26 protein-coding genes are annotated in these 26,040 nt (G+C 43.8%); all 26 read left to right on the top strand.

What is annotated here, in order from left to right; all coding sequences use genetic code 11:
- Positions 1-14 precede the first annotated feature (14 nt).
- The 26 genes from fapR (at position 15) to hslU (ending at position 25,973) form a co-directional block, all read left to right on the top strand.
- Complete coding sequence (gene fapR / locus ACSFXN_RS11435) at positions 15-599, top strand: transcription factor FapR (RefSeq protein ID WP_437150236.1); 585 nt, start codon at positions 15-17, stop codon at positions 597-599.
- Positions 596-1,591, top strand: a complete 996-nt coding sequence (gene plsX / locus ACSFXN_RS11430) for a phosphate acyltransferase PlsX (protein ID WP_437150235.1) — start codon at positions 596-598, stop codon at positions 1,589-1,591. The genes fapR and plsX overlap by 4 nt, the downstream gene beginning before the upstream one ends.
- Complete coding sequence (gene fabD / locus ACSFXN_RS11425; protein WP_437150234.1) at positions 1,584-2,519, top strand: ACP S-malonyltransferase; 936 nt, start codon at positions 1,584-1,586, stop codon at positions 2,517-2,519. Before plsX ends, fabD begins: the two co-directional genes overlap by 8 nt.
- Entirely contained in the window at positions 2,516-3,262 is a 747-nt protein-coding gene (gene fabG / locus ACSFXN_RS11420) for a 3-oxoacyl-[acyl-carrier-protein] reductase (RefSeq protein ID WP_437150233.1), read from the top strand. The genes fabD and fabG overlap by 4 nt, the downstream gene beginning before the upstream one ends.
- Before the next feature lie 40 nt (positions 3,263-3,302).
- A complete protein-coding gene (acpP, locus tag ACSFXN_RS11415; RefSeq protein ID WP_300989623.1) occupies positions 3,303-3,539 on the top strand; it encodes an acyl carrier protein in 237 nt (78 codons plus the stop codon).
- A 202-nt stretch (positions 3,540-3,741) separates the two neighbouring features.
- Positions 3,742-4,497 (top strand): ribonuclease III, encoded by a 756-nt coding sequence (gene rnc, locus ACSFXN_RS11410; RefSeq protein WP_437150232.1) that lies wholly within the window; start codon positions 3,742-3,744, stop codon positions 4,495-4,497.
- 3 nt (positions 4,498-4,500) lie between these two features.
- Complete coding sequence (gene smc, locus ACSFXN_RS11405; RefSeq protein ID WP_437150231.1) at positions 4,501-8,049, top strand: chromosome segregation protein SMC; 3,549 nt, start codon at positions 4,501-4,503, stop codon at positions 8,047-8,049.
- Between the two features lie 15 nt (positions 8,050-8,064).
- The gene (ftsY, locus tag ACSFXN_RS11400) at positions 8,065-9,081 is read left to right on the top strand and encodes a signal recognition particle-docking protein FtsY (RefSeq protein ID WP_437150230.1); all 1,017 of its coding nucleotides are present in this window, start codon (positions 8,065-8,067) and stop codon (positions 9,079-9,081) included.
- A 68-nt stretch (positions 9,082-9,149) separates the two neighbouring features.
- The gene (locus tag ACSFXN_RS11395) at positions 9,150-9,473 is read left to right on the top strand and encodes a putative DNA-binding protein (RefSeq protein WP_437150472.1); all 324 of its coding nucleotides are present in this window, start codon (positions 9,150-9,152) and stop codon (positions 9,471-9,473) included.
- A gap of 12 nt (positions 9,474-9,485) precedes the next feature.
- A complete protein-coding gene (ffh, locus tag ACSFXN_RS11390) occupies positions 9,486-10,841 on the top strand; it encodes a signal recognition particle protein (RefSeq protein WP_300989619.1) in 1,356 nt (451 codons plus the stop codon).
- A 267-nt stretch (positions 10,842-11,108) separates the two neighbouring features.
- Entirely contained in the window at positions 11,109-11,381 is a 273-nt protein-coding gene (gene rpsP, locus ACSFXN_RS11385) for a 30S ribosomal protein S16 (protein ID WP_437150227.1), read from the top strand.
- Positions 11,382-11,393: 12 nt separating this feature from the next.
- The gene (locus ACSFXN_RS11380) at positions 11,394-11,627 is read left to right on the top strand and encodes a KH domain-containing protein (RefSeq protein ID WP_300989617.1); all 234 of its coding nucleotides are present in this window, start codon (positions 11,394-11,396) and stop codon (positions 11,625-11,627) included.
- A gap of 396 nt (positions 11,628-12,023) precedes the next feature.
- Positions 12,024-12,542, top strand: coding sequence for a ribosome maturation factor RimM (gene rimM, locus ACSFXN_RS11375; RefSeq protein ID WP_437150226.1), 519 nt, complete (start codon positions 12,024-12,026; stop codon positions 12,540-12,542).
- Entirely contained in the window at positions 12,539-13,267 is a 729-nt protein-coding gene (gene trmD, locus ACSFXN_RS11370) for a tRNA (guanosine(37)-N1)-methyltransferase TrmD (RefSeq protein WP_437150225.1), read from the top strand. The genes rimM and trmD overlap by 4 nt, the downstream gene beginning before the upstream one ends.
- A 133-nt stretch (positions 13,268-13,400) precedes the next feature.
- Positions 13,401-13,745, top strand: a complete 345-nt coding sequence (gene rplS, locus ACSFXN_RS11365; protein WP_437150224.1) for a 50S ribosomal protein L19 — start codon at positions 13,401-13,403, stop codon at positions 13,743-13,745.
- A gap of 341 nt (positions 13,746-14,086) precedes the next feature.
- On the top strand, positions 14,087-14,644 hold the full coding sequence (lepB, locus tag ACSFXN_RS11360) for a signal peptidase I (RefSeq protein ID WP_300989613.1): 558 nt from the start codon (positions 14,087-14,089) through the stop codon (positions 14,642-14,644).
- An 11-nt stretch (positions 14,645-14,655) separates the two neighbouring features.
- A complete protein-coding gene (ylqF, locus tag ACSFXN_RS11355) occupies positions 14,656-15,519 on the top strand; it encodes a ribosome biogenesis GTPase YlqF (RefSeq protein ID WP_437150222.1) in 864 nt (287 codons plus the stop codon).
- Positions 15,520-15,595: 76 nt separating this feature from the next.
- On the top strand, positions 15,596-16,372 hold the full coding sequence (locus ACSFXN_RS11350) for a ribonuclease HII (protein WP_437150221.1): 777 nt from the start codon (positions 15,596-15,598) through the stop codon (positions 16,370-16,372).
- Between the two features lie 136 nt (positions 16,373-16,508).
- Positions 16,509-17,669 (top strand): ADP-forming succinate--CoA ligase subunit beta, encoded by a 1,161-nt coding sequence (gene sucC / locus ACSFXN_RS11345; RefSeq protein ID WP_300989610.1) that lies wholly within the window; start codon positions 16,509-16,511, stop codon positions 17,667-17,669.
- 18 nt (positions 17,670-17,687) lie between these two features.
- The gene (gene sucD, locus ACSFXN_RS11340; RefSeq protein ID WP_300989609.1) at positions 17,688-18,590 is read left to right on the top strand and encodes a succinate--CoA ligase subunit alpha; all 903 of its coding nucleotides are present in this window, start codon (positions 17,688-17,690) and stop codon (positions 18,588-18,590) included.
- 62 nt (positions 18,591-18,652) lie between these two features.
- A complete protein-coding gene (dprA, locus tag ACSFXN_RS11335; protein ID WP_437150220.1) occupies positions 18,653-19,546 on the top strand; it encodes a DNA-processing protein DprA in 894 nt (297 codons plus the stop codon).
- Positions 19,547-19,651: 105 nt separating this feature from the next.
- Positions 19,652-21,721, top strand: a complete 2,070-nt coding sequence (topA, locus tag ACSFXN_RS11330) for a type I DNA topoisomerase (protein WP_437150218.1) — start codon at positions 19,652-19,654, stop codon at positions 21,719-21,721.
- Between the two features lie 19 nt (positions 21,722-21,740).
- Positions 21,741-23,051 carry an FADH(2)-oxidizing methylenetetrahydrofolate--tRNA-(uracil(54)-C(5))-methyltransferase TrmFO gene (trmFO, locus tag ACSFXN_RS11325; protein WP_437150471.1) on the top strand — a complete coding sequence of 437 codons (1,311 nt, stop codon included), beginning with the start codon at positions 21,741-21,743 and terminating at the stop codon, positions 23,049-23,051.
- Between the two features lie 70 nt (positions 23,052-23,121).
- Complete coding sequence (gene xerC, locus ACSFXN_RS11320; RefSeq protein ID WP_437150217.1) at positions 23,122-24,015, top strand: tyrosine recombinase XerC; 894 nt, start codon at positions 23,122-23,124, stop codon at positions 24,013-24,015.
- A gap of 15 nt (positions 24,016-24,030) precedes the next feature.
- A complete protein-coding gene (gene hslV / locus ACSFXN_RS11315; RefSeq protein WP_300989604.1) occupies positions 24,031-24,579 on the top strand; it encodes an ATP-dependent protease subunit HslV in 549 nt (182 codons plus the stop codon).
- Positions 24,576-25,973: an HslU--HslV peptidase ATPase subunit gene (gene hslU, locus ACSFXN_RS11310; protein ID WP_437150215.1), complete on the top strand. Its 1,398-nt coding sequence runs from the start codon at positions 24,576-24,578 to the stop codon at positions 25,971-25,973. The genes hslV and hslU overlap by 4 nt, the downstream gene beginning before the upstream one ends.
- Positions 25,974-26,040: the final 67 nt, after the last annotated feature.

The following is a 26,040-nucleotide window of genomic DNA, read 5'->3' as shown; positions in this document are numbered from 1 at the left end:
CGGGCGGTGACAACGTGAGAAAACCAAAAAAAGAGCGGCAGCAAGCGTTAACAGAGTCTATCAAGGATAATCCATTTGTCACTGATGAAGAACTGTCGATGAAGTTTGATGTCAGTGTGCAGACAATTCGCCTTGACCGGATGGAACTCGGTATTCCTGAATTGCGAGAGCGCATCAAACATGTAGCCGTGAAAACATTTGAAGATGAAGTGAAATCTTTGCCAATTGACGAAGTCATTGGTGAAATTATAGATATTGAACTGGATGAACGGGCAATATCAATATTTGATGTGAAACCTGAACATGTTTTCCAGCGCAACCAGATAGCCAGAGGGCATCATTTATTTGCGCAGGCCAATTCCCTCGCAGTAGCTGTAATGAATGATGAGCTAGCACTGACAGTAAAGTCGGAACTGCAATTTCTGCGCCCGGTGACAGCTGGACAGCGGGTCGTGGCGAAAGCCCATGTCATAGACCGCAATCCGGGAAAAAACCGGGCATATGTAAAAGTCGTTTCTTCGGTGGATTTAGCGACTGTATTTATCGGTACATTTGAGATGTACCGAATGACGGAACAAAGTGAAGGTGACAAAAAATGATTATAGCAGTTGATGGAATGGGCGGAGATCATGCGCCAAAAGAAATTATCGAGGGCGTCTATAAAGCGTTAGAGGAATTCGGGGATTTGTCGATCCAGCTTTATGGACATCAGGATAAAATGCAGCCGTATTTAAAAGTCCATGAACGGCTCTCTGTTATCCATTGTGATGAGGTTATCGAAGCGACAGACGATCCAGTGCGGGCAGTACGCCGGAAAAAAGGCGCTTCTATGGTCCAGATGGCGCAAGCGGTAAAAGATGGCCGGGCGGATGCGTGTGTATCTGCAGGCAATACAGGAGCACTTATGGCGGCGGGATTATTTGTTGTCGGCCGTATTGATGGAGTCGATCGCCCTGCTTTAGCACCGACATTGCCGACGATAGACGGCAAAGGATTTGTCATGCTCGATATGGGAGCAAATGCTGAAGCCAGACCCGAACACCTTGTGCAATACGCGGTGATGGGTAGCATTTATGCTGAAAAAGTCAGGGGCATTCAAAATCCGACAGTTGGATTATTGAATATTGGAACGGAAGAGAAAAAAGGCAATGATTTGACAAAAGCGGCATTTCCGCTGCTAAAAGAAGCTCCGGTGAATTTTATCGGTAATGTGGAGTCGCGTGACTTGCTGAACGGAGCGGCCGATGTGGTTGTTACAGACGGATTTACTGGAAATATGGTCTTAAAAACGATCGAAGGAACCGCGATGAATGTCTTTTCGATGATTAAAGACGTTTTTATGTCTTCCGCAAAAACAAAATTTGCTGCTCTTTTAGTGAAAAATGACTTGAACGGCTTAAAGGGTATGCTCGATTACAGTGAATACGGTGGAGCCGGGTTGTTCGGCTTGAAAGCGCCAGTCATAAAAGCCCACGGCTCGTCCAACGCAAATGCCTTATTCAATGCAATCCGCCAAACGCGGACAATGGTTGAATATGATGTGACAGGCACAATATACAGTACGTTGAAAAAGGAGAACCCAGATGACTAAAATTGCATTTATCTACCCAGGACAAGGCTCCCAAACAATTGGCATGGGCGCGAGCTTTCTTTCTGATGACAAAAGCCGCCAGTTTTTCACAAATGCAGACGAGTCAATTGGCGTAAAACTGTCGGAACTTATGCTTGAAGGACCCCAAGAAAACTTGACACTTACATACCATGCGCAACCAGCTTTATTAACGGTCAGCGCGATGATTACAGAAAGGCTGAACCGCGCAGGCATCACACCGGACTTTACAGCTGGCCACAGCTTAGGCGAATATAGCGCGCTTGTTGCTTCAGGTGTTTTGCCTTTTGAAACAGCGGTCAGCATTGTCCATAAACGCGGGTTGTTTATGAATGATGCTGTTCCAGCTGGAGAAGGCGCTATGGCGGCGATACTTGGCATGGACAGCGAAGAATTAAAAAAAGTGACGAATGAAGTGACTGATTCAACAGGCGTGGTTCAGCTTGCAAACTTGAATTGCCCAGGGCAAATCGTTATTTCAGGAACCAAAGATGGCGTAGAGCAGGCATGCATCATTGCCAAAGAACGCGGCGCCAAACGGGCTATTCCTCTTGATGTCAGCGGCCCTTTCCATTCCGAATTAATGCGTCCGGCATCTCAGGCTTTATCAAAAGTTTTAAGCGATGCTTTCTTGAAAGATGCGGCCATTCCGGTTATCACGAACGTCACGGCAAAAAGCGAGACGCATGCTTCACAGTTCCAGGAATTATTGGTCCGTCAATTGTATTCGCCGGTTCTTTGGGAACAATCGGTCCGTGAAATGATTGACCTTGGCGTTACGATATTCGTAGAAGTCGGCCCTGGCAAAGTGCTGAGCGGGCTTGTTAGAAAAATTGACCGCTCAGTCCAGACGCTGCCGGTATACGATATGGAATCATTTGAAAAAGCGGTAGAGGAGCTGTCTAAATGACTAATTTAACAGGGAAAACGGCAATCGTAACAGGTGCTTCACGCGGCATAGGAGCAGAAATTGCCCGTAAACTCGCAACTGCAGGCGCTAAAATAGTTGTCAATTACAGCGGGAGCCAGGAAAAAGCGGAAGCAGTCGTAGCCGAAATCCAGGCAAATGGCGGAGAAGCTATTGCAGTAAAAGCTAATGTCTCCGATTCAGAGGCCGTAAAAGCAATGATTGATGAAACAATGAGCACATTCGGTTCGATTGATGTTTTGGTGAATAATGCCGGCATTACACGGGATAATTTAATGATGCGCATGAAAGATGATGAATGGGATGATGTCATTAACACCAATTTAAAAGGCGTCTTCATTTGCACAAAAGCGGTAACCCGCCAAATGATGAAGCAGCGTTCAGGCCGAATCGTTAATATTTCATCGATTGTGGGTGTTATGGGCAATGCCGGGCAAGCAAACTATGTAGCCGCCAAAGCAGGCGTCATCGGATTGACAAAAACCACTGCACGCGAGCTGGCAAGCCGCGGCATTACAGCGAATGCTATTGCTCCAGGTTTTATTAGCACAGATATGACGGATAAATTGAATGAAGACATCCAAAAAACAATGCTCGCCCAAATTCCTCTCGGGCGTTTCGGGGAAGCGGAAGAAGTGGCGAAAGCTGCATTATTCTTAGCTTCGGACGAATCATCTTATATGACCGGCCAAACGCTTCATCTTGATGGCGGAATGGTCATGTAAGCAAAAATTTTGTATACTGATTTGAGGGGAGGTGACGACATTGGCAACAGTATTAGAGCGAGTAACAAAAGTAATCGTAGATCGTCTAGGTGTAGAAGAGAACGAAGTGAAGCTTGAAGCTTCATTCACAGGCGACCTAGGTGCAGATTCATTAGACGTAGTTGAATTGGTTATGGAACTTGAAGACGAATTCGATATGGAAATTTCCGACGAAGACGCTGAAGGCATGGCTACAGTAGGCGACGCGGTAACGTATATTGAAAAGAAACAAGCTTAATTGAAAAGCGGAAACGGCCGTTCATTTTTCGACAGGTTTATGACCCAAGAATCTGGCCGTTTCCATTCAATATGAACCTTTAACATTAGAAATTGGCGTGCAACTGCTTATCCAAAGCGGCTGTGCGCCAATTCTCTTTTTGCACTATCATACGAAAAAAGGTAAAATCAAAGGAAGAACGTCAAAGGAAGGCAGATTACAAATGGCAATGAAAAAGAAACTAAACCAGCAAAAGCCTGGTTCAATCAAAGAAAGTACCAAACTGGCTTTTGAACAATTGCAAAAAGAGCTCCAGATCGAATTCAAACAACCTGCTTTGCTTTATCAAGCATTCACCCATTCATCTTATGTGAATGAGCATCGAAGAAGACAATATTTGGACAACGAACGCCTTGAATTTTTAGGGGATGCTGTTTTGGAATTGTCGGTCTCCCACTTTTTATATACAGAGTATCCTGAAATAAGCGAAGGGGAACTAACAAAATTGCGTGCAGCGATTGTTTGTGAACCCTCTCTGGTTCTTTTCGCCAATGAGTTGAATTTTGGCAAGTATATCCTGCTTGGCAAAGGAGAAGAACAGACTGGCGGTCGTACGCGGCCAGCACTTTTGGCAGACGTCTTTGAATCGTTTGTTGGGGCTTTGTTTTTAGATCAAGGCTTAGAACCTGTCGTAGCATTTTTGGAAGTTGTATTATTTCCAAAAGTGGGAACCGGTGCTTTTTCGCATGTGATGGATTATAAAAGCCAATTGCAGGAATTGGTGCAGCAAAAAAATAATGGTGCGTTGACTTATGAAATTATCGATGAAAAAGGACCTGCGCACAGCCGGGTTTTTGTCACACGGGTATCGCTGGCTGAACAAGAACTGGGCGTTGGAAATGGCCGGTCAAAAAAAGAAGCTGAACAACAAGCCGCTCAGCTGGCCATCCGTAAATTGCAAGAAGCAATGGAGGATTAGAAAATGTTTTTGAAAAGATTAGAAGTCATGGGATTTAAGTCATTTGCTGATCGCATCGGCATTGACTTTGTGCCGGGGGTAACAGCTGTAGTCGGACCAAACGGAAGCGGCAAAAGCAACATCACAGATGCCATCCGCTGGGTACTCGGGGAGCAGTCAGCGAAATCACTGCGTGGAGCAAAAATGGAAGATGTCATTTTTTCCGGCAGCGATTCCAGAAAACCGTTGAATTTTGCGGAAGTAACTTTAATTTTAGACAATACAGATGGACGGGTCCCTCTCGATTACAGCGAAATCAGCGTAACGAGGAGGGTTTTTCGAAGTGGTGAAAGTGCTTATTTATTGAATAAGCAAAATTGCCGCTTAAAAGACATCACCGACCTGTTCATGGATTCGGGTCTTGGAAAAGAAGCGTTTTCCATTATTTCACAAGGCCGTGTAGATGAAATATTAAACAGCAAAGCAGACGAGCGGCGTTCGATTTTTGAAGAAGCTGCTGGGGTATTGAAATACAAACAGCGCAAGAAAAAAGCTGAAGTGAAATTGAATGAAACAGATGAAAACTTAAACCGGGTGCTGGATATTCTGCATGAACTGGATGGCCGTATGGAACCGCTTCAAATCCAGGCGTCTGCAGCCCGCGATTATATAGATATGAATGAACAGCTAAAGGATGCCGACATCGCATTATTGGCATTTGACCTTTCACAATTGGAGCAGGAACTTGCTGGATTGTCTTCAGAAACACGGGCGCACGAAGAAAAGGAAAACCAGCTTGCAGCTGAAATTGAAAGCAAAGAAAAAGCGGTAAGTGCCATCCGTTCCGCGCTTTCTAAACTGGACAGCCAAATCGAGAAATCCCAAAACAATTTAGTAGAAGCCAGCAGTGAAAGCGAAAAATGGGAAGGCCGCAAATTATTAATGTCGGAGAAAAAGAATAATGCCACCCGGCAGGCGCAGCAGCTGCAGGAAGCACTGAAAACTGAAAAAGCGGAAAATGATGATCTTCAAAAAAAGCATGGCGAACAACTGGCGTTGCTGGAAGAGCAAAAAGCCGAACAACTATCCATCCGCCAAACCATCAAACTTCTTGAAGAACAATTAAACCGGACTCCAGCAGATATCGACAACGATATCGAATCCCATAAATCGACTTATATTGATTTGATGAATGAACAAGCTACAGTCAAAAATGAGTTGAAAAATATTGACTTGCAAGAACAGCAATTATCCGAATCCACAAGCCGGATTGCAGTCCAGCAAGCAGATTTTACGTCTGAGATTACTAAATTGGAACAGGAAAAAGCAGCAGCCGAGAAGAAAATGGTTGAAATAAAAAAACTGCTTGAAGATAAGCGAACACAATATAAAGAAACAGAAACGGCTTTCCGCGACAGGAAAGAGACATTTGAGAAAAAACAATCGATGCTTTTCCAAGCCTACCAATCGCAGAAACAATTAAGCTCCCGCATTGAAACCTTGCAGGAATTGGAAGCCGATTTTTCGGGATTTTTCCAAGGGGTGCGTGAAGTCCTAGTAGCGCGCCAAAAAGGTCAGCTCGACGGAATTGTCGGGGCAGTGGCTGAAATTGTCCAAGTAGACCAGAATTATGCAAAAGCCATTGAAACGGCCTTGGGCGCTTCCAGCCAGCATATCGTTACGGAGACAGAACAGCATGCGCGCGAAGCGATTGAATTTTTACGCAAAAAACGCGCTGGACGTTCGACATTTTTGCCGATGACTGTGATGAAGTCAAGAAAGATTCCGGCACAAACCATCGCATCTATTGAAAACCATCCATCTTTTGTAAAAATGGCTTTCGAGCTAGTCGGCTATGATGCTGAATATGGAATGATCATTGAAAATCTGTTAGGCAATGTCATCGTTGCTTCTGACTTGAAAGGTGCATCTGCTATATCCAAAATGACAATGAGCCGTTACCGGGTTGTTACGTTAGAAGGGGATGTAGTCAATGCTGGCGGCTCGATGACGGGAGGAGCGAGTAAATCCCAAGCTTCTTTCTTTACACGGAAAGCCGAACTGGAACAGCTGATTGTACAATCAAGAGAACTTGCCGAAACGATTGTGCATGCTGAAAAAACGGTGAGAAAAGAACAAGCCGAAGTGCATGCCACTGAACAGCGAGTGAACAATCTGCGTTCAGAAGGTGAGAAATACCGTGATTTGGAATCAGAACGAGCCATGACTTTGAGAGAAATAGAAGCGGTATTGAAAACGACCAAAGATCGGTTTCAGCTTTTCCAAGCCGAACGAAAAAATAGGGATTTTGATTTGTCTTCTGTTGTCTTGAGAAAAGAATCAGCGGCAACAAGGCTAGAAGAGATTGGCGGAGAACTTACCGCCATTTCCAAACAAATCGATGATTTGACTCAATTTAAACAACAAAACGAGTCTGCCCGTGATTTGGTTCTGGCAAAACTGGCCGACCATAAATCGCAAATGGCCGTAATGAAAGAAAGAGTGGCGCAATTGATCCGCAGCGAGTCGGAGCTTCTCGAACGGAAGCTGAAAAGTGACCGGAAATTAGAAGAGAATCAAAAAGAGCTTGAATGGATTCAGTCAGAAGAAGCAACAAAAGTTTACTCTGATGACGAAATTCTTCAAGAAATTTTCACATGGACTGAGAAAAAACAGACAGCGCAACAATCCATTCAGAAACTGAGAGAAGAGCGCAGCAGCAAACAAGATGAAATGAACGCATTAGAAGAACGACTGAAGGAAATGCAGCGTATTTATAAAGGTTACGTAGAGGCAATCCGCATTTGTGAAGTAAAATCTACGCGAATTGAAGTGCAGATCCAAAGCTTCCTTGCCCAGCTTGAAAGCAACTACCATATCACATTGGAAAAAGCAAAAGAGTATGAATTGGCTGAGGAAGAAAGTGCAGTACGCAAAAAAGTGAAACTGCTGAAACAGTCGATTGAAGAATTAGGGCCTGTTAACATAGGGGCGATCGAAGAGTTTGAACATGTTTCGGAACGCCATAGCTTCTTGGCTGAACAGCGCAATGACTTGAACGAAGCAAAAGAAACATTGCGGACTGTCATCCGGGAAATGGATGAAGAAATGACGAGCCGCTTTGATGACACGTTCCATGCCATTCGCATCCAATTTCAACGGGTTTTCAAGGAGTTGTTCGGGGGCGGAGCAGCCGATCTTGTGTTGACAAACCCTGAAGATTTATTGCTGACAGGCATAGAAATCATCGCACAGCCGCCCGGTAAGAAATTGCAGAATCTAAGTTTGCTGTCAGGCGGAGAACGCGCTCTTACAGCGATTGCTTTATTATTTGCGATTTTGAAGGTCCGTCCGGTGCCGTTCTGTGTGCTCGATGAAGTAGAAGCTGCACTCGATGAATCGAATGTTGTTCGCTACAGCCAGTACCTGAAAAGATTCAGTGAGGATACACAATTCATCGTCATAACGCACCGCAAAGGCACTATGGAAGGCGCCGATGTGCTGTACGGCATCACGATGCAGGAATCCGGGATTTCAAAACTCGTTTCTGTTAAACTGCAGGAAGAAATATAAAAAAGGAGTGGTTACGTGAGTTTCTTTAAAAAGTTGAAAGATAAATTTGCGGGAAATACGGAGGCTGAAGAATCAACCGAGAAATATAAAGAAGGTTTAACCAAAACTCGTACCGGCTTTACTTCAAAAATTAATGATTTAGTAGCAAAATACCGGAAAGTAGATGAAGATTTCTTTGAGGAACTGGAAGAAATCCTACTTCAAGCGGATGTTGGTTTTGAAACGGTTATGGAATTGATGGATCAGCTGCGTTATGAAGTACAGCGGCAAAATGTCAAAGATACTTCTTCTGTCCAATCGGTTATATCTGAAAAACTGGTAGAGATTTATCAAGCCGGTGAAGAAGAAATCAATGAATTGAACTTTTCGGATGAGTTGACTGTTATTTTGTTTGTCGGCGTAAACGGTGTGGGTAAAACAACGACTATCGCTAAATTGGCGCACCGGTTGAAAAACGAAGGAAAGTCAGTTTTATTGGCTGCCGGAGATACTTTCCGTGCAGGAGCCATTGAACAATTGGATATTTGGGGCCAGCGTGTCGGTGTTGATGTCATCAAGCAAAGCGAAGGATCCGACCCGGCAGCGGTCATGTATGATGCAGTGCGTGCAGCGAAGTCACGTGGTGTGGATGTGCTGATTTGTGATACAGCTGGCAGGCTGCAAAACAAAGTCAATCTGATGAACGAACTGGAGAAAGTGTATCGTGTCATTTCTCGGGAAATTCCTGGAGCGCCGCATGAAGTGCTGCTGGCTCTTGATGCGACCACAGGCCAGAATGCTTTGGTACAAGCACAGATGTTTAAAGAAGCGACAGATGTGACAGGGATTGTATTAACCAAATTGGACGGCACCGCAAAAGGCGGAATCGTTCTGGCAATCCGCAGCAAATTGAATATTCCGGTGAAGTTTGTGGGGCTTGGTGAGCAAATGGACGATTTACAGCCGTTTGATCCTCAGAAATATGTCTACGGATTATTTGCAGAAGGACTGGATATGGAAGAGGAAATGGAAAACGCAGAAGCAGACAAGTAAAATTACTTGACGCTTCCATGCGTTTTCAGTATCCTAATCAGGAGAGTCAGTGGGGGTGAACAGCGATGATGGGGTTAGAAAAAACAACACGCATGAACTATTTGTTTGATTTCTATCAAGAATTGCTGACGCCTAAACAGCGCAGTTATATGATGCTGTATTATTTAGATGATCATTCCTTAGGTGAAATTGCTGAAGAATATAATATCACACGCCAAGCGGTCTATGATAATATCCGCCGCACGGAAGCGATGCTGGAAGAATACGAAGCAAAACTGCAGCTTTTTGAGAAATTTCAAAAACGGCAGCAAATGGTTTCATCGTTTGAAAAACAGCCTTTCACAGAAGAGCGGGTACGAGAATTGATCGAACAGCTGAAAGAATGGGATTAGGAGGCGGAAACTATGGCATTTGAAGGATTATCCGAACGCCTGCAGGGGACCATCCAAAAGATTAAAGGCAAAGGTAAAGTGTCTGAAGCAGACGTCAAAGAGATGATGCGTGAAGTCCGCTTTGCTTTAATCGAAGCGGATGTCAATTTAAAAGTAGTAAAAGAATTTGTTAAAAAAGTAAGTGAGCGCGCAATTGGCCAAGATGTTATGCAAAGCTTGACGCCAGGCCAGCAAGTCGTAAAAATTGTTAAAGATGAACTGACGTCATTAATGGGCGGCGAACAAAGCAAAATAGAATTCTCTACAAAACAGCCGACTGTCATTATGATGGTCGGCTTACAGGGTGCAGGTAAAACGACCACTACCGGGAAACTGGCAAGCTTGCTGCGCAAAAAACACAACCGCAAGCCGCTGATGGTAGCAGCGGACGTTTACCGTCCGGCAGCCATCCAGCAGCTTGAAACAATCGGTAAGCAATTGTCCCTTCCAGTTTTTTCGAAAGGAACAGATATTTCCCCTGTGGAAATAGCGCGCCAGGCAATTGAATATGCAAGACAGGAACATATGGATACGGTTCTGATTGATACGGCCGGGCGTCTGCACGTCGATGAAAATCTCATGCAGGAACTGAAAGACATTCGTGCATTAAAAGAACCGGATGAAATTTTCCTTGTAGTGGATGCGATGACAGGTCAAGATGCAGTCAACGTAGCTCAAAGCTTCAATGAAGCGCTGGGCATCACAGGCGTCGTTTTAACGAAGCTTGATGGGGACACACGAGGCGGTGCTGCACTTTCTATTCGTTCAGTTACCGACAAGCCGATTAAATTTGTCGGAATGGGCGAAAAAATGGACGCGCTGGAAGCTTTCTACCCAGAACGCATGGCTTCCCGAATTCTAGGCATGGGCGATATGCTGTCATTGATTGAAAAAGCGCAGTCGAATGTCGATGAAGAAAAAGCGAAAGAACTGGAAGAGAAGTTCAGAACTTCTTCTTTCACATTTGACGATTTCTTGGATCAACTGACTCAAGTGAAACAGATGGGACCGCTCGATGAAATTTTAAAAATGCTCCCAGGAGCGAATAAAATCAAAGGCCTTGAAAATGCGAAAGTCGATGAAAGCCAGATGGGACGTGTAGAAGCGATTATTCGTTCAATGACAAAACAAGAGAAAATCACTCCTGAAATCATTAACGCAAATCGCCGCAAACGCATTGCTAAAGGATCTGGCACAACGATCCAAGACGTCAACCGTCTCTTGAAGCAATTCGAGGACATGAAGAAAATGATGAAACAAATGTCCGGTATGAACCAAAAAGGCAAAAAGAAAATGTCGATGCCGGGACTGGATTCACTTTTTAAATAAGCTTTATGAGGGACAATATCAATTGTTCGTTTATTAAAGATACAAAGTAGAACAGGGGAGACGAATAATTAATGTATGTCTTCTTTCCGAAGATACGGGGCAGGCACACAATGTCCCTTACCTTTGTAGCTGTTTTACAGAGTAATAACCATACTTTTAGTACAGTTTTCGAAAAAAAATAAGGTGTTAAGAAAAAATACTTTACAAACTATTTAAAGCTTGCTAATATAATATCTTGTGTGAAACTATTCGGAGGTGCTTTAAGAAATGGCAGTAAAAATTCGTTTGAAACGTATGGGAGCAAAAAAATCTCCTTTTTACCGTATCGTAGTAGCTGACTCACGTGCTCCACGTGACGGCCGTCAAATCCAAACAGTAGGTACTTACAACCCGCTAACAGTTCCAGCTGAAGTTAAGATCGACGAAGAATTAGTGTTGAAATGGCTTCATGATGGCGCAAAACCATCTGACACTGTTCGTAACTTGTTTTCTCAAAATGGCATTATGGAGAAATTCCATAACGAAAAATTAAGCAAGTAAGGGAGTTTTCTTATGAAGCAGCTGATTGAAACCATTGTGAAACCGCTGGTTGATCATCCGGATGATGTTAAAGTCGAAATCGACGAAAATGCAAGCCGTATTGTCTACAAGCTTTCCGTGCATTCAGAAGATACAGGGAAAGTGATCGGGAAACAAGGACGTGTGGCGAAAGCTATCCGCTCCATCGTGTATTCAGCAGCAAGCAATTATCATAAGAAAAAGACTTACGTAGATATTGTGGATTAACAAAAAGGAAGGAGCCCAGGTTCCTTCCTTTTTTGTCAGATTAAATGGAATTGTAAAATGAAATCTACAAAAGTTGAACTAAAGAATGATTCTTTACTACACCGCTTCGGCCGCTTTGGACATGGCTCCCACAAGAAGCCAGGAAGACCACCTGTCTTCTTGCTCCGCCTAGCCCATAGACGCGCCGGCGCTGGATAAACTCTTTATAAAAGAAAGAATCAATGATATAGCTCTTTAATTATTAGTACAACTTATATAGCTTGTTTAAGCTTAAAGATAGCGAGTTTTATGAGTATACGTCAGAGTCCTGCTTCACTTGGCCGCTTCAGTAAGTGCGTCTGATAAGGGCACTAGCGATTATATTAGTTTAAACAGAAAGTGGAAGGGTGTTTTTGAGTGGAATGGTTTAATGTTGGAAAAATCGTTAATACTCATGGAATCCGAGGAGAGGTCCGGGTTTTATCGCGTACTGATTTCCCTGAAGAACGGTTTGCGGTCGGCATGAAACTCGGCCTCTTTAAACCCGATGCGAAAAAGCCGATTATGGTGAAAATCGCCAGCCATCGTCAGCATAAAAATTTTGAATTGCTGACATTTGAAGGCTACCCGAATATCAATGACGTAGTAGAATTCAAAGATTCTTATTTGCGCATCGCTGAACATGATTTGACGGAGTTGGAAGACCACGCTTTTTATCATCATGAAATTTTGGGCTGTACTGTCTTTTCGACGGAAGGTCAGGAAATTGGCATCATCACTGAAATTTTAGAAACCGGTGCTAATGATGTCTGGGAAGTCACTCCGAAATCGGGGAAAAAGCATTACATTCCTTATATTGAAGATGTAGTTAAAGAAATTGATGTAGATGAGAAGAAAGTCGTCATTGATGTACTGGAAGGTTTGTTGAACGAATGAATATAAATGTCTTGTCTTTATTTCCGACCATGTTCGAGGGAATCTTCAATCAATCCATTATGAAAAAGGCACAAGAAAAAAATGCGGTCACCCTGGGGATTACGGATATCCGGCAGTTTGCCGATAACAAACGCCAAGTGGATGATTATCCTTTTGGCGGAGGAGCCGGCATGGTGCTGAAACCGGAACCGATTTTCAATGCGGTGGAATCCCTTTCTCAAAGCAAGGAATCCCGGATTATCCTGATGTGTCCGCAAGGCGAACGCTTTACTCAGAAAAAAGCGGAAGAGCTGGCGCAGGAAGAGGAATTGATTTTCATTTGCGGCCATTACGAAGGCTATGATGAACGGATCCGGGAGCATTTGGTAACAGACGAAATTTCAATCGGAGATTTTGTGTTGACTGGCGGTGAACTGGCGGCGATGACGGTTATCGATAGTGTCGTCAGACTGCTTCCAGGCGTACTGGGCAATGCCGACTCTCCGGTCCAAGACTCTTTCTCGACCGGCTTGTTGGAACATCCTCAGTATACCCGTCCTGCGGATTTTAGAGGCTGGACAGTTCCGGCCGTCCTGACTTCCGGGAATCATGCCAAAGTCGATCAATGGCGGGAAGAGCAAGCGCTGAAACGCACATTAGACCGCAGACCGGATTTGCTTGAAGAGCTTGAATTGACTGCAGAGCAGCAGAAGATTTTGAATGGATTGAAAAAACAAAAACGATAATCAGAATGACTCTTGCGAAACGGATTGTTTAGTGGTACTATGGAGTCTGTACTTTTATGTGAAGTACAGGATCACGGTGTTCCGCTGCAGCAGCCTTTGTGTGCAAGAGCATCTGTAGAAGGAGAGAAAAAACATGCAAAACATTATTGCAGACATTACTAAAGAACAACTACGTACGGATCTTGCGGATTTCCGTCCAGGAGATACTGTTCGTGTACACGTGAAAGTTGTCGAGGGAACTCGCGAACGTATTCAGGTATACGAAGGAGTAGTAATCGGTCGCCGTGGAGGCGGAATCAGTGAATCATTCACTGTCCGTAAAATCTCTTATGGTGTTGGTGTTGAGCGTACATTCCCTGTACACACACCAAAAATTGCACAACTTGATGTTGTCCGTCGCGGTAAAGTACGTCGTGCGAAATTGTACTACTTGCGCAACCTACGCGGTAAAGCAGCACGCATCAAAGAAATTCGATAAGATTGCACTGATGAAAGAGGGCGGAATCCGCCCTCTTTCTTTTTGCTTGCCTTCGATAAATTTAATGGGTTGTAATCCAATCAAGTTTTGAAAAAATTTCATGTTAAGGGGACTATCCAATCAGAGGAGACTGGGCGTTGGTTGCCTTATTGACAAGTTTGGATCTGTTCAATTGTTTCAGTGACTTAAAAAGAGGGAAAAGAGCTGCTGGTGTAATTGAATCCGGGGAATATTTATGCCTGTTAGCGCTTGTCACGACTAGCTTAGGCACTTTCGCTTTTCTTTGCTAAAAGTGGACAATCCTTGTACAATTAAACCAGAAAGTTTAGGGAGGAACACGCATGGAACCTGAAGTGAAGAAAAAAAATGAAGTATGGGAATGGTCTAAAGCTTTATTAATTGCGTTTGGGCTTGCTGCAATAATACGATTTTTCTTTTTCACACCGATTGTTGTAGACGGAGAATCCATGATGCCGACTTTAGAGCACGGAGACCGGATGATCGTCAACAAAATTGGCTATACTGTTGGAGATCCTGAGCGATTTGATATTATCGTTTTTCATGCTCCTGAAGAAAAGGATTATATTAAGCGAGTAATAGGGCTGCCTGGCGATCACGTCGCCTATGAAGATGATCAGCTTTATATAAACGGTGAAGCGGTAGAAGAGCCTTATTTGGATTCTTATAAAGAAGGAATTACCGGTACATTAACTGAAGATTTTACTTTAGAGGATATCACCAATAAAAGCACGATTCCGGAAGGGTATGTTTTTGTAATGGGTGATAACCGGAGAGCAAGCAAAGACAGCCGCCATATTGGCATTGTGCCAATGGAAGAAGTCATCGGCAGCACAAATTTTGTGTTCTGGCCGATGGCTGAAGCGGGAGTCGTTAACTAAGGAGTGTTTTTATGACGATACAATGGTTTCCAGGGCATATGGCAAAAGCAAGAAGAGAAGTTACGGAAAAACTGAAATTGGTGGATATCATCTTCGAACTTGTAGATGCCCGGTTACCTTTATCTTCACGAAATCCGATGATTGATCAAGTGATTCAGCAAAAACCACGTTTGATTATTTTAAACAAAATGGATATGGCAGATGAAGTTGAAACCAAAAAGTGGATTCGATATTTTGAGGATCAAGGAACCCGCGCAGTTGCAATCAATTCCCTTGAAGGAAGAGGGCTGCAATTAGTGACCAAAACATCAAAAGAAATTTTAGCTGAAAAATGGGATCGTATGATTTCCAAAGGGATCAAACCCCGGGCTATCCGGGCAATGATTGTAGGAATACCGAATGTCGGGAAATCCACACTCATCAACCGGCTATCTAAAAAAAGCCTGGCGAAAACCGGCAATATGCCCGGCGTAACAAAAGCGCAGCAATGGATTAAAGTAGGCAAGGAAATAGAGCTTTTGGACACTCCCGGCATACTTTGGCCGAAATTTGAAGACCCGGAAACCGGCTTGAAACTGGCCGTTACAGGGGCGATAAAAGACTCGGTCATCCATATGGAGGAACTGGCGATTTATGCATTGAAATTTCTTGAAGAGCGGTATCCGGAACGCTTGAAAGAGCGCTATGGCATCGATGGAGTAGATGAAGAAATTGTCCATACGTTTGACCACATTGCAAAAAAGCGGAGTTTCATTTCACCAGGTGGAGAAGTGGATTATGAAATGACTGCTGAAGCCATCGTCCGTGATATCCGCAACCAATATCTTGGCCGTATTACGTTCGACTACCGCGATGAAATGATTGTTGAGGAATGATGTGCGATCAAAAGGGCTGGCTCAAGCAATTGAGTCCGGCTCTTTTTTTACATACAAAAAAGAAAGAGCTGATGGCATGAAAACAATTGGGGAAGTAAAAGAAAGATTGGCAGAGGCTGTCGAATGGGAGCCTTGGATGGATGAACTCCAACAAGATTCAAGAAAAAATGTACAGGCCGCACTCTCGGGCTGGCTGCGAAAAAAAAGCCAGCGCGAAAAACTGGTTTTAGCGCACAGCCAAAAAATAGATTTTGATGAAACCTTTAAAAAGAATAAAGGCGATTTGGTCTGTGGAATCGATGAAGCAGGCAGAGGTCCGCTTGCCGGTCCGGTAGTCACTGCAGCTGTCATCCTGCCTGAAGACTGTTCAGCCCTCCTTGGCCTGGACGATTCGAAAAAACTGCCAAAAGCGAAACGGGAATATTTTGCCTCACTGATTAAAGATATGGCGGTCAGCTATGCCGTGCATATTCAGCCTCCTGAAGAAATTGATGCATTGAATATTTATCAAGCGACTAAAATGTCGATGACAAAAGCGGCATTGCAATTAAATCCGGAACCCGATATTGTTCTGGCAGATGCGATGAAACTGGACGTTGGAAGACAAAGCGAATCGATTATTAAAGGGGATGCCAAAAGCTTGAGCATTGCCGCTGCTTCTATCCTGGCAAAGACAGGCCGTGATGCCATCATGGAGGCTTATGCAGCAGAGTATCCGGTTTACGGTTTCGATAGACATGCTGGATACGGCACAAAAGAGCATGTAGCCGCTTTGCAGAAATTCGGCCCCTGCCCCATTCACCGGAAAACGTTTGAGCCCGTAAAGTCATTGCTGAAAGAGAAATTAATTTAAAAATGTCCGGTCGAAAACAACTGAAAATTCTGATTTTTTTGTAGTATAGCCAACAACTGTGGACTTTTGAAGGCATCTTTAATACAATGATAAAGGCACTACATAAAGATACAGATGTTTGATTGGAGGATGACAGATGAATATCCATGAATATCAGGGGAAACAAATCCTTAAACAATATGGAGTAGCAGTTCCTGAAGGCCATGTAGCTTTTTCTCCGGAAGAAGCAGTGAAAGCGGCTAAAGAACTAGGTACTGATGTTGTTGTGGTAAAAGCCCAAATCCACGCAGGTGGCCGCGGGAAAGCAGGCGGAGTCAAGCTTGCCAAAAACTTGGACGAAGTGCGCACAATTGCCAAAGAATTACTTGGTAAAGTACTTGTGACACATCAGACTGGTCCTGAAGGAAAAGAAGTTAAACGCTTGTATATTGAAGCGGGAAGCGACATCCAGAAGGAATATTACTTAGGATTGGTGCTTGACCGCGAAACTTCTCGTGTAACTCTTATGGGTTCAGAAGAAGGCGGAATGGACATCGAGGAAGTAGCAGCAAACAATCCGGAGCGTCTTTTCTATGAAGAAATCGACCCGGTTGTCGGATTGACTGGCTTCCAAGCACGTCGTATGGCTTATAACATGAACATCCCGACTAAACTTGTCAATAAAGCAGCTAAATTGATGCTGGGCCTTTACCAGGCTTATGTTGATACCGATGCAGCTATCGTCGAAATCAATCCGCTTGTAGTGACTGGAGACGGCCAAGTAGTAGCATTGGATGCGAAATTCAACTTCGATGCAAACGCTCTTTACCGCCATCAGAACATCATGGAAATGCGCGATTATGATGAAGAAGATCCAAAAGAAATCGAAGCGTCAAAATATGACTTGAGCTATATTTCCCTAGACGGAAATATCGGCTGTATGGTTAACGGTGCCGGCCTAGCTATGGCAACAATGGATACGATCAACTATTACGGCGGAACACCCGCTAACTTCCTTGACGTTGGGGGCGGTGCCACTGCTGAGAAAGTAACGGAAGCTTTCAAAATCATTCTTTCTGACAAGAATGTAAAAGGAATCTTCGTTAACATTTTCGGCGGTATCATGAAGTGTGACATCATCGCGGAAGGCGTTATCCAAGCAGCGAAAGAAGTAAGCTTGAATGTGCCTTTAGTCGTCCGTCTTGAAGGAACGAACGTTGAATTAGGCAAAAAATTGCTGAACGAATCAGGTCTTGATATCAACTCTGCTGACACAATGGCAGAAGGCGCTCAAAAGATCGTAGAACTTGTAGGCTAAAGAAGGGCAGGGACAAAGATGAGTGTATTCATTAACAAAGACACAAAAGTTATTGTACAAGGAATTACAGGGTCAACTGCCCTTTTCCATACAAAACAGATGCTTGAATATGGAACAAAAATCGTTGCTGGGGTAACACCTGGCAAGGGTGGCACTGAAGTTGAAGGCGTACCGGTTTTCAACACAGTGGAAGATGCTGTCAAAGCTACCGGCGCTAATGTTTCAGTAATTTATGTACCAGCTCCTTTTGCGGCTGATGCAATTCTTGAAGCGGTTGATGCTGAACTTGATATGACGATTTGCATCACTGAACACATTCCGGTCTTGGATATGGTTAAAGTGAAGCGTTATATGGAAGGCAAAAAAACGCGTTTGGTCGGACCAAACTGTCCGGGCGTTATCACTCCAGACGAATGTAAAATCGGCATCATGCCTGGCTATATCCATAAAAAAGGGCATGTCGGCGTTATTTCCCGTTCTGGGACGTTGACATACGAAGCGACTCTTCAACTTTCAGTTGCAGGAATCGGCCAATCGACAACTGTCGGAATCGGTGGAGACCCTGTTAACGGAACAAACTTCATCGATGCTCTTGAAGCATTCAACGAAGACGAAGATACGTATGCGGTTATTATGATCGGTGAAATCGGCGGAACAGCAGAAGAAGAAGCTGCTGCGTGGGTTAAAGCGAACATGACAAAACCGGTTGTCGGCTTTATCGGCGGTCAAACGGCTCCAGAAGGAAAACGTATGGGCCATGCCGGTGCGATCATTTCTGGCGGTAAAGGAACAGCTGCAGACAAGATTAAAGCGATGAACGAAGCTGGAATCGAAGTTGCAGAAACTCCTTCAGTAATCGGCGAGACTTTAATCCGAGTAATCAGAGAAAAAGGCTTGTACGATCAATGTAAAACACATTAATATGAGAGTAAGGCGCATCTTGCTGGTGCGTCTTATTTTTATTTGATTGAAGGAGGAATTTGATGACAGAAGATTTTTGGCAGCGGCTATTAGCTTTGCATTACGTCTACCCAAAACCGTTAAACCGGATAAATCGGTTAATGGGCGATGATCCGGAGTTGGAGAAGCTCTACAGAAAAAAGCCGTTTGAAATAGCTGCCCTTATGGAAATTTCACTCGCGCAGGCAATTCAATTGAAAACTGCATATGCTAAAGCTTTAACCATTCCTTTTAAAGATTTATACGAGAAACATAAGATAACCCCCATATCTTTTCACCATCCCAATTACCCCGTGAGTTTGCTGGATTTGATTGATCCACCGGCGATACTTTATGCAAAAGGCAGGCTTGAACTGCTGCTATCCCCCGAAAAAATAGCAGTCATCGGTTCTAGGAACGCCTCCCATTATTCTCAAAAAGCCATCAATGCCATACTGCCGCCTTTAGTTGAACAACAATTTCTTATCGTCAGCGGCCTTGCGAAAGGTGCAGATGCCATGGCGCATGCCACAACAATTGAACTTGGCGGCCAAACAATTGCGGTGACAGGGAGCGGCTTTTTGCATCCCTACCCGAAAGAGAATGCGGGGCTGCATAATATAATAGAAGAAAAATATTTATCGATCACCGAATATCCGCCATATATGCAGCCGAAACGGTGGAATTTCCCTATGAGAAATCGGATTATCAGTGGTTTGTCGCAAGGGATTCTGGTCACTGAAGCTAAAGCGAAAAGTGGAACGTTAAGCACTGTAGAACATGCTTTGGACCATGGAAAAGATATTTTCGCTGTTCCGGGAGATATTTTTTCAGCTTTGTCTGAAGGGCCGCACAAATTAATTTTGGAAGGGGCTAAGCCGGTATGGAAAGGCAGTCAAATCCTTGAAGAATATCGTCTTTTAAGGGCTGAAAAATAATGGTTATAAATGAAAAGCCTTGCATTCCTTCAAAAACTGTTATACATTTTGCAACAGGTAATTCTTTTATATAATTTTAAGAAACCTCTATGAGGAGGAATATTCATGTCGGATTATTTGGTTATTGTTGAATCGCCTGCAAAAGCGAAAACAATTGAACGGTATTTAGGGAAAAAGTATAAAGTCCGTGCATCTCTCGGACATTTACGCGATCTGCCCCGCAGCACAATGGGAGTAGACGTAGAAAATAATTACGAACCCCGCTATATTACGATCAGAGGCAAAGGCCCCATATTACAAGATCTTAAAAAAGAAGCTAAAAAAGCGAAAAAAGTCTTTCTGGCAGCTGACCCGGATCGTGAAGGAGAAGCCATTGCCTGGCATTTAGCCAATGCTCTAGGTGTTGACCAAAGCACAGAATGCAGAGTCGTTTTCAACGAGATTACAAAAGACGCCATCAAAGAATCATTTAAACATCCTCGGAAAATTGACATGGATTTAGTGGATGCGCAGCAAGCGCGGCGAATACTCGACCGCCTTGTCGGTTATAGCATCAGCCCTTTGCTTTGGAAAAAAGTGAAAAAAGGGTTATCAGCAGGACGGGTTCAATCTGTTGCCCTTCGTTTGATCATTGACCGTGAAAATGAAATTAAAAATTTCGAACCAGAAGAATACTGGTCCATCACAGGCGAGTTTGAAAAAGCAAAAAAGAAATTTGAAGCCCAATTTTATGGAAGTACCAAAGAAAAGATGAAATTGCAAAACGAAGATGATGTTAAAGCTGTGATGGCATCGATGAAAGGCAAAGACTTTTCAGTTAATCGCGTGGTGAAAAAAGAAAGAAAGAGAAATCCTTCCCCTTCTTTTACAACTTCATCCCTCCAGCAGGAAGCTGCCCGCAAATTAAATTTCCGAGCGAAAAAGACAATGATGCTTGCCCAACAATTATATGAAGGTATACAAGTTGGAAAAGAAGGCATAACAGGATTGATTACGTATATGCGTACGGATTCAACCCGTATTTCAGAAACTGCCAAAAAAGATGCACTGGATTTTATTGTCGAGCAGTACGGTGAGGAATATGTAACGAAGTCAGCGGCTGCCAAACAATCAGCCAAATCACAGGATGCTCACGAAGCGGTACGTCCTACCAGCGTTTTGCGGACACCGGAATCTATGAAAAGCATCTTGTCGCGTGACTTGTACCGGCTGTATAAATTGATTTGGGATCGTTTCGTAGCGAGCCAAATGTCTCCTGCAGTTTTGGATACAGTGATGGCGGAGTTGCAGAACGGAGATGCAGTATTCCGTGCAAACGGTTCTCAAGTAAAGTTCCCAGGTTTCATGAAGCTTTATATTGAAGGAACAGACGACCAGACAGAAGACAAAGATAATATTTTGCCTGAAATGGCGGAAGGTGATACGGTTGAAGCTGTTACGATTGAACCGAAACAGCATTTCACACAGCCGCCTCCGCGCTTTACAGAGGCCCGTTTAGTCCGGGCGCTGGAAGAACTGGGAATCGGTCGTCCGTCTACTTATGCACCGACTTTGGACACCATTCAAAAACGTGGTTATGTGTCACTGGACGCCAAGCGTTTTATACCGACAGAGCTGGGAGAAATTGTCCATCAGCTGGTCCTTGAGTTTTTCCCGGATATCATAAACATTGAATTTACGGCGAAAATGGAAAATGACTTGGACAGTGTTGAAGAAGGCGAAATAGAATGGAGAGCCATTATACACACTTTCTTCAAAGATTTTGAAAAACACGTTGAAGTAGCGGAAAATGAAATGGAAAAAGTGCAGATCAAAGATGAACCTGCCGGAGAAGATTGTGAATTATGCGGTTCGGCGATGGTATTTAAATTAGGTCGATACGGCAAATTCATGGCATGCAGCAATTTTCCGGATTGCCGAAACACTAAAGCTATCGTGAAACATATCGGCGTCACTTGCCCAACTTGCAAGGAAGGCGAAATTGTTGAGCGGAAAAGCAAAAAGCGCCGCATTTTTTACGGCTGTGAACGCTACCCGGAATGTGATTTTGTATCGTGGGACAAACCGATTGAACGTCCATGTCCAAAATGCAGCCAGTTGCTTGTAGAAAAGAAAGTGAAAAAAGGTGTGCAAATCAATTGCACAAGCTGTGATTACAAAGAAGAAGTTCAATAATTAATAGAGGTGTTTTATGATGACAAAATATGTGAATATAATTGGAGCTGGCTTGGCAGGAAGTGAAGCGGCTTGGCAAGTAGCGAAGCGCGGCATCAATGTACGGTTATATGAAATGCGGCCTGTTAAACAAACTCCGGCTCACCATACCGACAAATTCGCTGAACTGGTCTGCAGCAATTCACTGCGTGCCAATTCCTTAACCAATGCGGTTGGGGTTATAAAAGAAGAGATGCGGCAATTGGAGTCGGTGATTATTGATTCTGCCGACCGTTCATCTGTTCCGGCAGGGGGCGCGCTCGCGGTAGACCGCCACGAATTTGCAGGACTGGTAACAGAGAAAGTGCGAAACCATCCGCTTGTAGAAGTCATCAACGAAGAAGTGACGGAAATCCCGGAAGGCATCACGATCATCGCCACCGGCCCTTTGACTTCTCCGGCGCTCGCTGAAAAAATCCGCCAAATGACTGGTGAAGAGTATCTGTACTTTTATGATGCGGCTGCGCCGATTGTGGAAAAAGACAGCATTGATATGGACAAAGTTTATCTGAAATCCCGCTATGACAAAGGCGAAGCGGCTTACTTGAACTGTCCGATGACAGAAGAGGAATTCAACCGTTTCCGTACCGCTCTTGTCGAAGCGGAAGTAGTGCCATTAAAAGAATTCGAAAAAGAAATTTACTTTGAAGGCTGTATGCCAATCGAAGTCATGGCCGCAAGAGGCGAAAAAACTTTGACATTCGGACCGATGAAACCGGTAGGACTTGAAGATCCGAAAACAGGAAAACGGCCTTATGCAGTTGTTCAGCTGCGCCAAGACGATGCAGCTGGAACGCTTTACAATATTGTCGGCTTCCAGACACATTTAAAATGGGGCCCTCAAAAAGAAGTGCTGAAACTGATTCCAGGACTTGAGAACGTGGAAATTGTCCGTTATGGTGTAATGCATCGCAATACATTCATAAACTCACCGCGCGTTTTGAAACCGACATACCAGCTGAAAGCGAATCCGAATATCTTCTTTGCCGGACAAATGACCGGTGTTGAAGGCTATGTAGAGTCTGCTGGAAGCGGCCTTCTGGCAGGCATTAACGCAGCGAAACTGGCATTAGGCGAAGAACAGATTGTCTTGCCGGCTGAAACAGCACTTGGCAGCATGGCGCGCTACATTACAGAAGCAGACAGCAAGAACTTCCAGCCGATGAATGTCAATTTTGGTTTGTTCCCTGATTTAGGTGAGCGTATCAAATCAAAACAGGAACGGGCTGAAAGACATGCGGAACGAGCTCTCGAGGCAATTCGAAATTATATGAATACAGCGACGGTTTAATTGATAAAAGCCTCTAAATGTTGTTATAATTTAGAGGCTTTTGTATTTGTAAAAAAAGGTGGGTGCATGGATGAAGAAAGAAGAAATGCTCAAATCTTTTATGACTTACATTCAACTCGAAAAGAATTACTCTGAACACACCGTCCACCATTACGAAAAAGATTTGGCGGATTTTTTTCTGTTTTTGGAAAAAGAGAAGGTGCCGGAGATACAGGATGTAGAATATTTGCATGCAAGAAATTATGTGACGGAATTATATGATGCTCAATTGTCGCGCACAACCATATCCAGAAAAATTTCAGCGATTCGCTCCTTTTTTAAATACGGCAACCGGGAATACGGGTTGAGTGAAGCGGCTTTCCGTTCGCTTTACCATCCCAAAAAAGAAGAACGGCTTCCGCAATTTTTTTACGAAGAAGAAATGGAAGTGTTATTTGCCTCAGTGCAAGGTGAAGATAATTTATCGATCCGAAACACTGCTCTGCTAGAGTTGCTATATGCTACAGGAATGCGGGTCAGCGAATGTGTATCAATTCGGATGCAGGATTTGGACCGGCAAATTCAAATTGTGAAAGTCATGGGAAAGGGACGGAAAGAACGGTATATTCCATATGGCCAGTTTGCACATGATGCTTTGGAACATTATATCGATGAAGTTCGTCCAAGGTTGATGAAGAAGCAAGAGCATATGGGATTGTTCGTCAATAGCCGCGGAGAGCCGCTGACTGATAGAGGCATTCGGCATATATTGAGCGAATGCATGAAAAAAGCATCTGTTAATTCGTCAATTTATCCCCATATGATCCGTCATACGTTTGCAACCCATTTATTGAACAATGGAGCTGATATGCGGACTGTGCAAGAGCTGCTGGGCCATTCGCACTTGAGTTCTACGCAAGTGTATACGCATGTAACAAAAGAGCATTTGAGAAAAACTTATTTGAATTCACATCCACGAGCTTAGAGAGGAGACATCTACATGCAGCAATTTCATGCAACAACGATATTCGCAGTTCAGCATAACGGTGAATGCGCAATGGCTGGCGATGGCCAAGTCACATTCGGCAATGCAGTAGTGATGAAACACACGGCGAGAAAAGTGCGGAAGTTATACAATGGCCAGGTTCTGACCGGCTTTGCAGGTTCTGTTGCAGATGCTTTCACTTTATTTGAAATGTTTGAAGGCAAGCTCACCGAATACAACGGCAACTTGCAGCGTGCCGCTGTCGAACTGGCTAAACAGTGGCGGGGAGATAAAATGCTCCGCCAATTAGAAGCAATGCTGATCATCATGAACAAAGACGAGTTATTGCTCGTTTCAGGAACCGGCGAAGTGATTGAACCTGACGATGGGATTTTGGCTATCGGATCAGGAGGCAATTATGCGCTTGCTGCAGGAAGAGCTTTGAAGAAGTTTGCAGGGGACCAGATGACAGCGGCTGAAATAGCGAAGTCCGCTTTAGAAACTGCAGCAGACATTTGTGTCTATACAAACCATCAAATCGTAGTAGAGGAGTTGTCAAAATGAAAAAACAGCAAGATTTGACTCCTAGACAAATTACAGATCACCTTGACCGTTTTATTGTTGGCCAAAAAGACGCCAAACGATCGATTGCGATTGCTTTGCGCAACCGATACCGCCGCAGCCGACTGGACGAGGAACTTCGTGATGAAGTGATCCCGAAAAATATTCTGATGATTGGTCCTACGGGCGTCGGGAAAACGGAAATTGCCAGACGCATTGCCAAATTGACCGGAGCGCCATTTGTAAAAGTGGAAGCCACTAAGTTTACAGAAGTGGGCTATGTTGGCCGCGATGTTGAATCAATGGTGCGGGATTTGGTGGAAGCAGCAGTGCGCATCGTCAAAGAGGAAAAGTTTGAAGCGGTCAAGTTCCAAGCTGAATCTGCGGCTAATGAACGAATCGTCAAACTTCTTGCACCTTCACGCAAGAAAAAACCAAACAGCCAAAATCCACTTGAAATGCTTTTTGGGCAAAAGATGGATGCAGAAGAAGAAGATCCGACAGCAGAAGTGGAAGTGCGTGTGAAGAGAAGAGAAATTGCTGCAGATTTAAAAGCTGGAAAATTGGAAGATGAATGGGTCGTTGTCGAAGTGGAAGAAAATATTCCATCTATGTTTGACGCCTTGCAAGGTTCGGGAATGGAACAGATGGGTGCAAATATGCAAGACGCTTTATCTTCGTTAATGCCAAAGAAAAAGAAAAAGCGCCGTTTGCAGGTAAAAGAAGCACGCCGGATTTTGGTTGCCGAAGAAGCGGCTAAGCTGGTGGATAACGAGGAAGTCGCTATGGAAGCAATTCAGCGTTCCGAACAGCAAGGCATCATATTCATCGATGAAATGGATAAAATTGCAAGTAAAAATAGTTCTTCGTCAGCGGATGTGTCAAGGGAAGGAGTGCAGCGTGATATTTTGCCGATTGTCGAAGGATCAACGGTATCCACAAAATACGGTGCAGTCAAAACCGATTACATGCTGTTTGTAGCTGCAGGCGCATTCCACATGTCTAAACCATCAGATCTTATTCCGGAATTGCAGGGACGTTTCCCGATTCGTGTTGAATTGCAGAAGCTGGAAGTGAATGATTTTGTCAAAATTTTAACGGAACCAAAACATTCTTTGATAAATCAATACAAAGCGCTTCTCGAAACAGAGGGAGTTATGGTACACTTCAATGATGCGTCAATAGTCAGACTTGCGGAAATTGCTTATGAAGTAAATCAGGAAACCGATAACATAGGGGCTCGCCGTCTCCATACGATTTTGGAACGCTTGTTGGAAGACTTATCATTTGAGGCAGCAGAAATATCGCCGGCACAAATTGACATTACTCCTCAATATGTGAACGAAAAATTAGAAAATGTGGCGAAAAATAAAGATTTGTCACAATTTATCTTGTAAATCAAGGCAAAGTAGTTTCAAAAAAGAGTAAAAACCTTTAGAATATTTAATAAATAGTGTTTGAAAC

Origin of the sequence: Planococcus sp. 1R117A (assembly GCF_051417975.1) — a bacterium.
Taxonomy (GTDB): Bacteria; Bacillota; Bacilli; order Bacillales_A; family Planococcaceae; genus Planococcus; species Planococcus shenhongbingii.
Note: the sequence above shows the minus strand (reverse complement) of the source record. Positions and strands in the feature narration are given on the sequence as shown.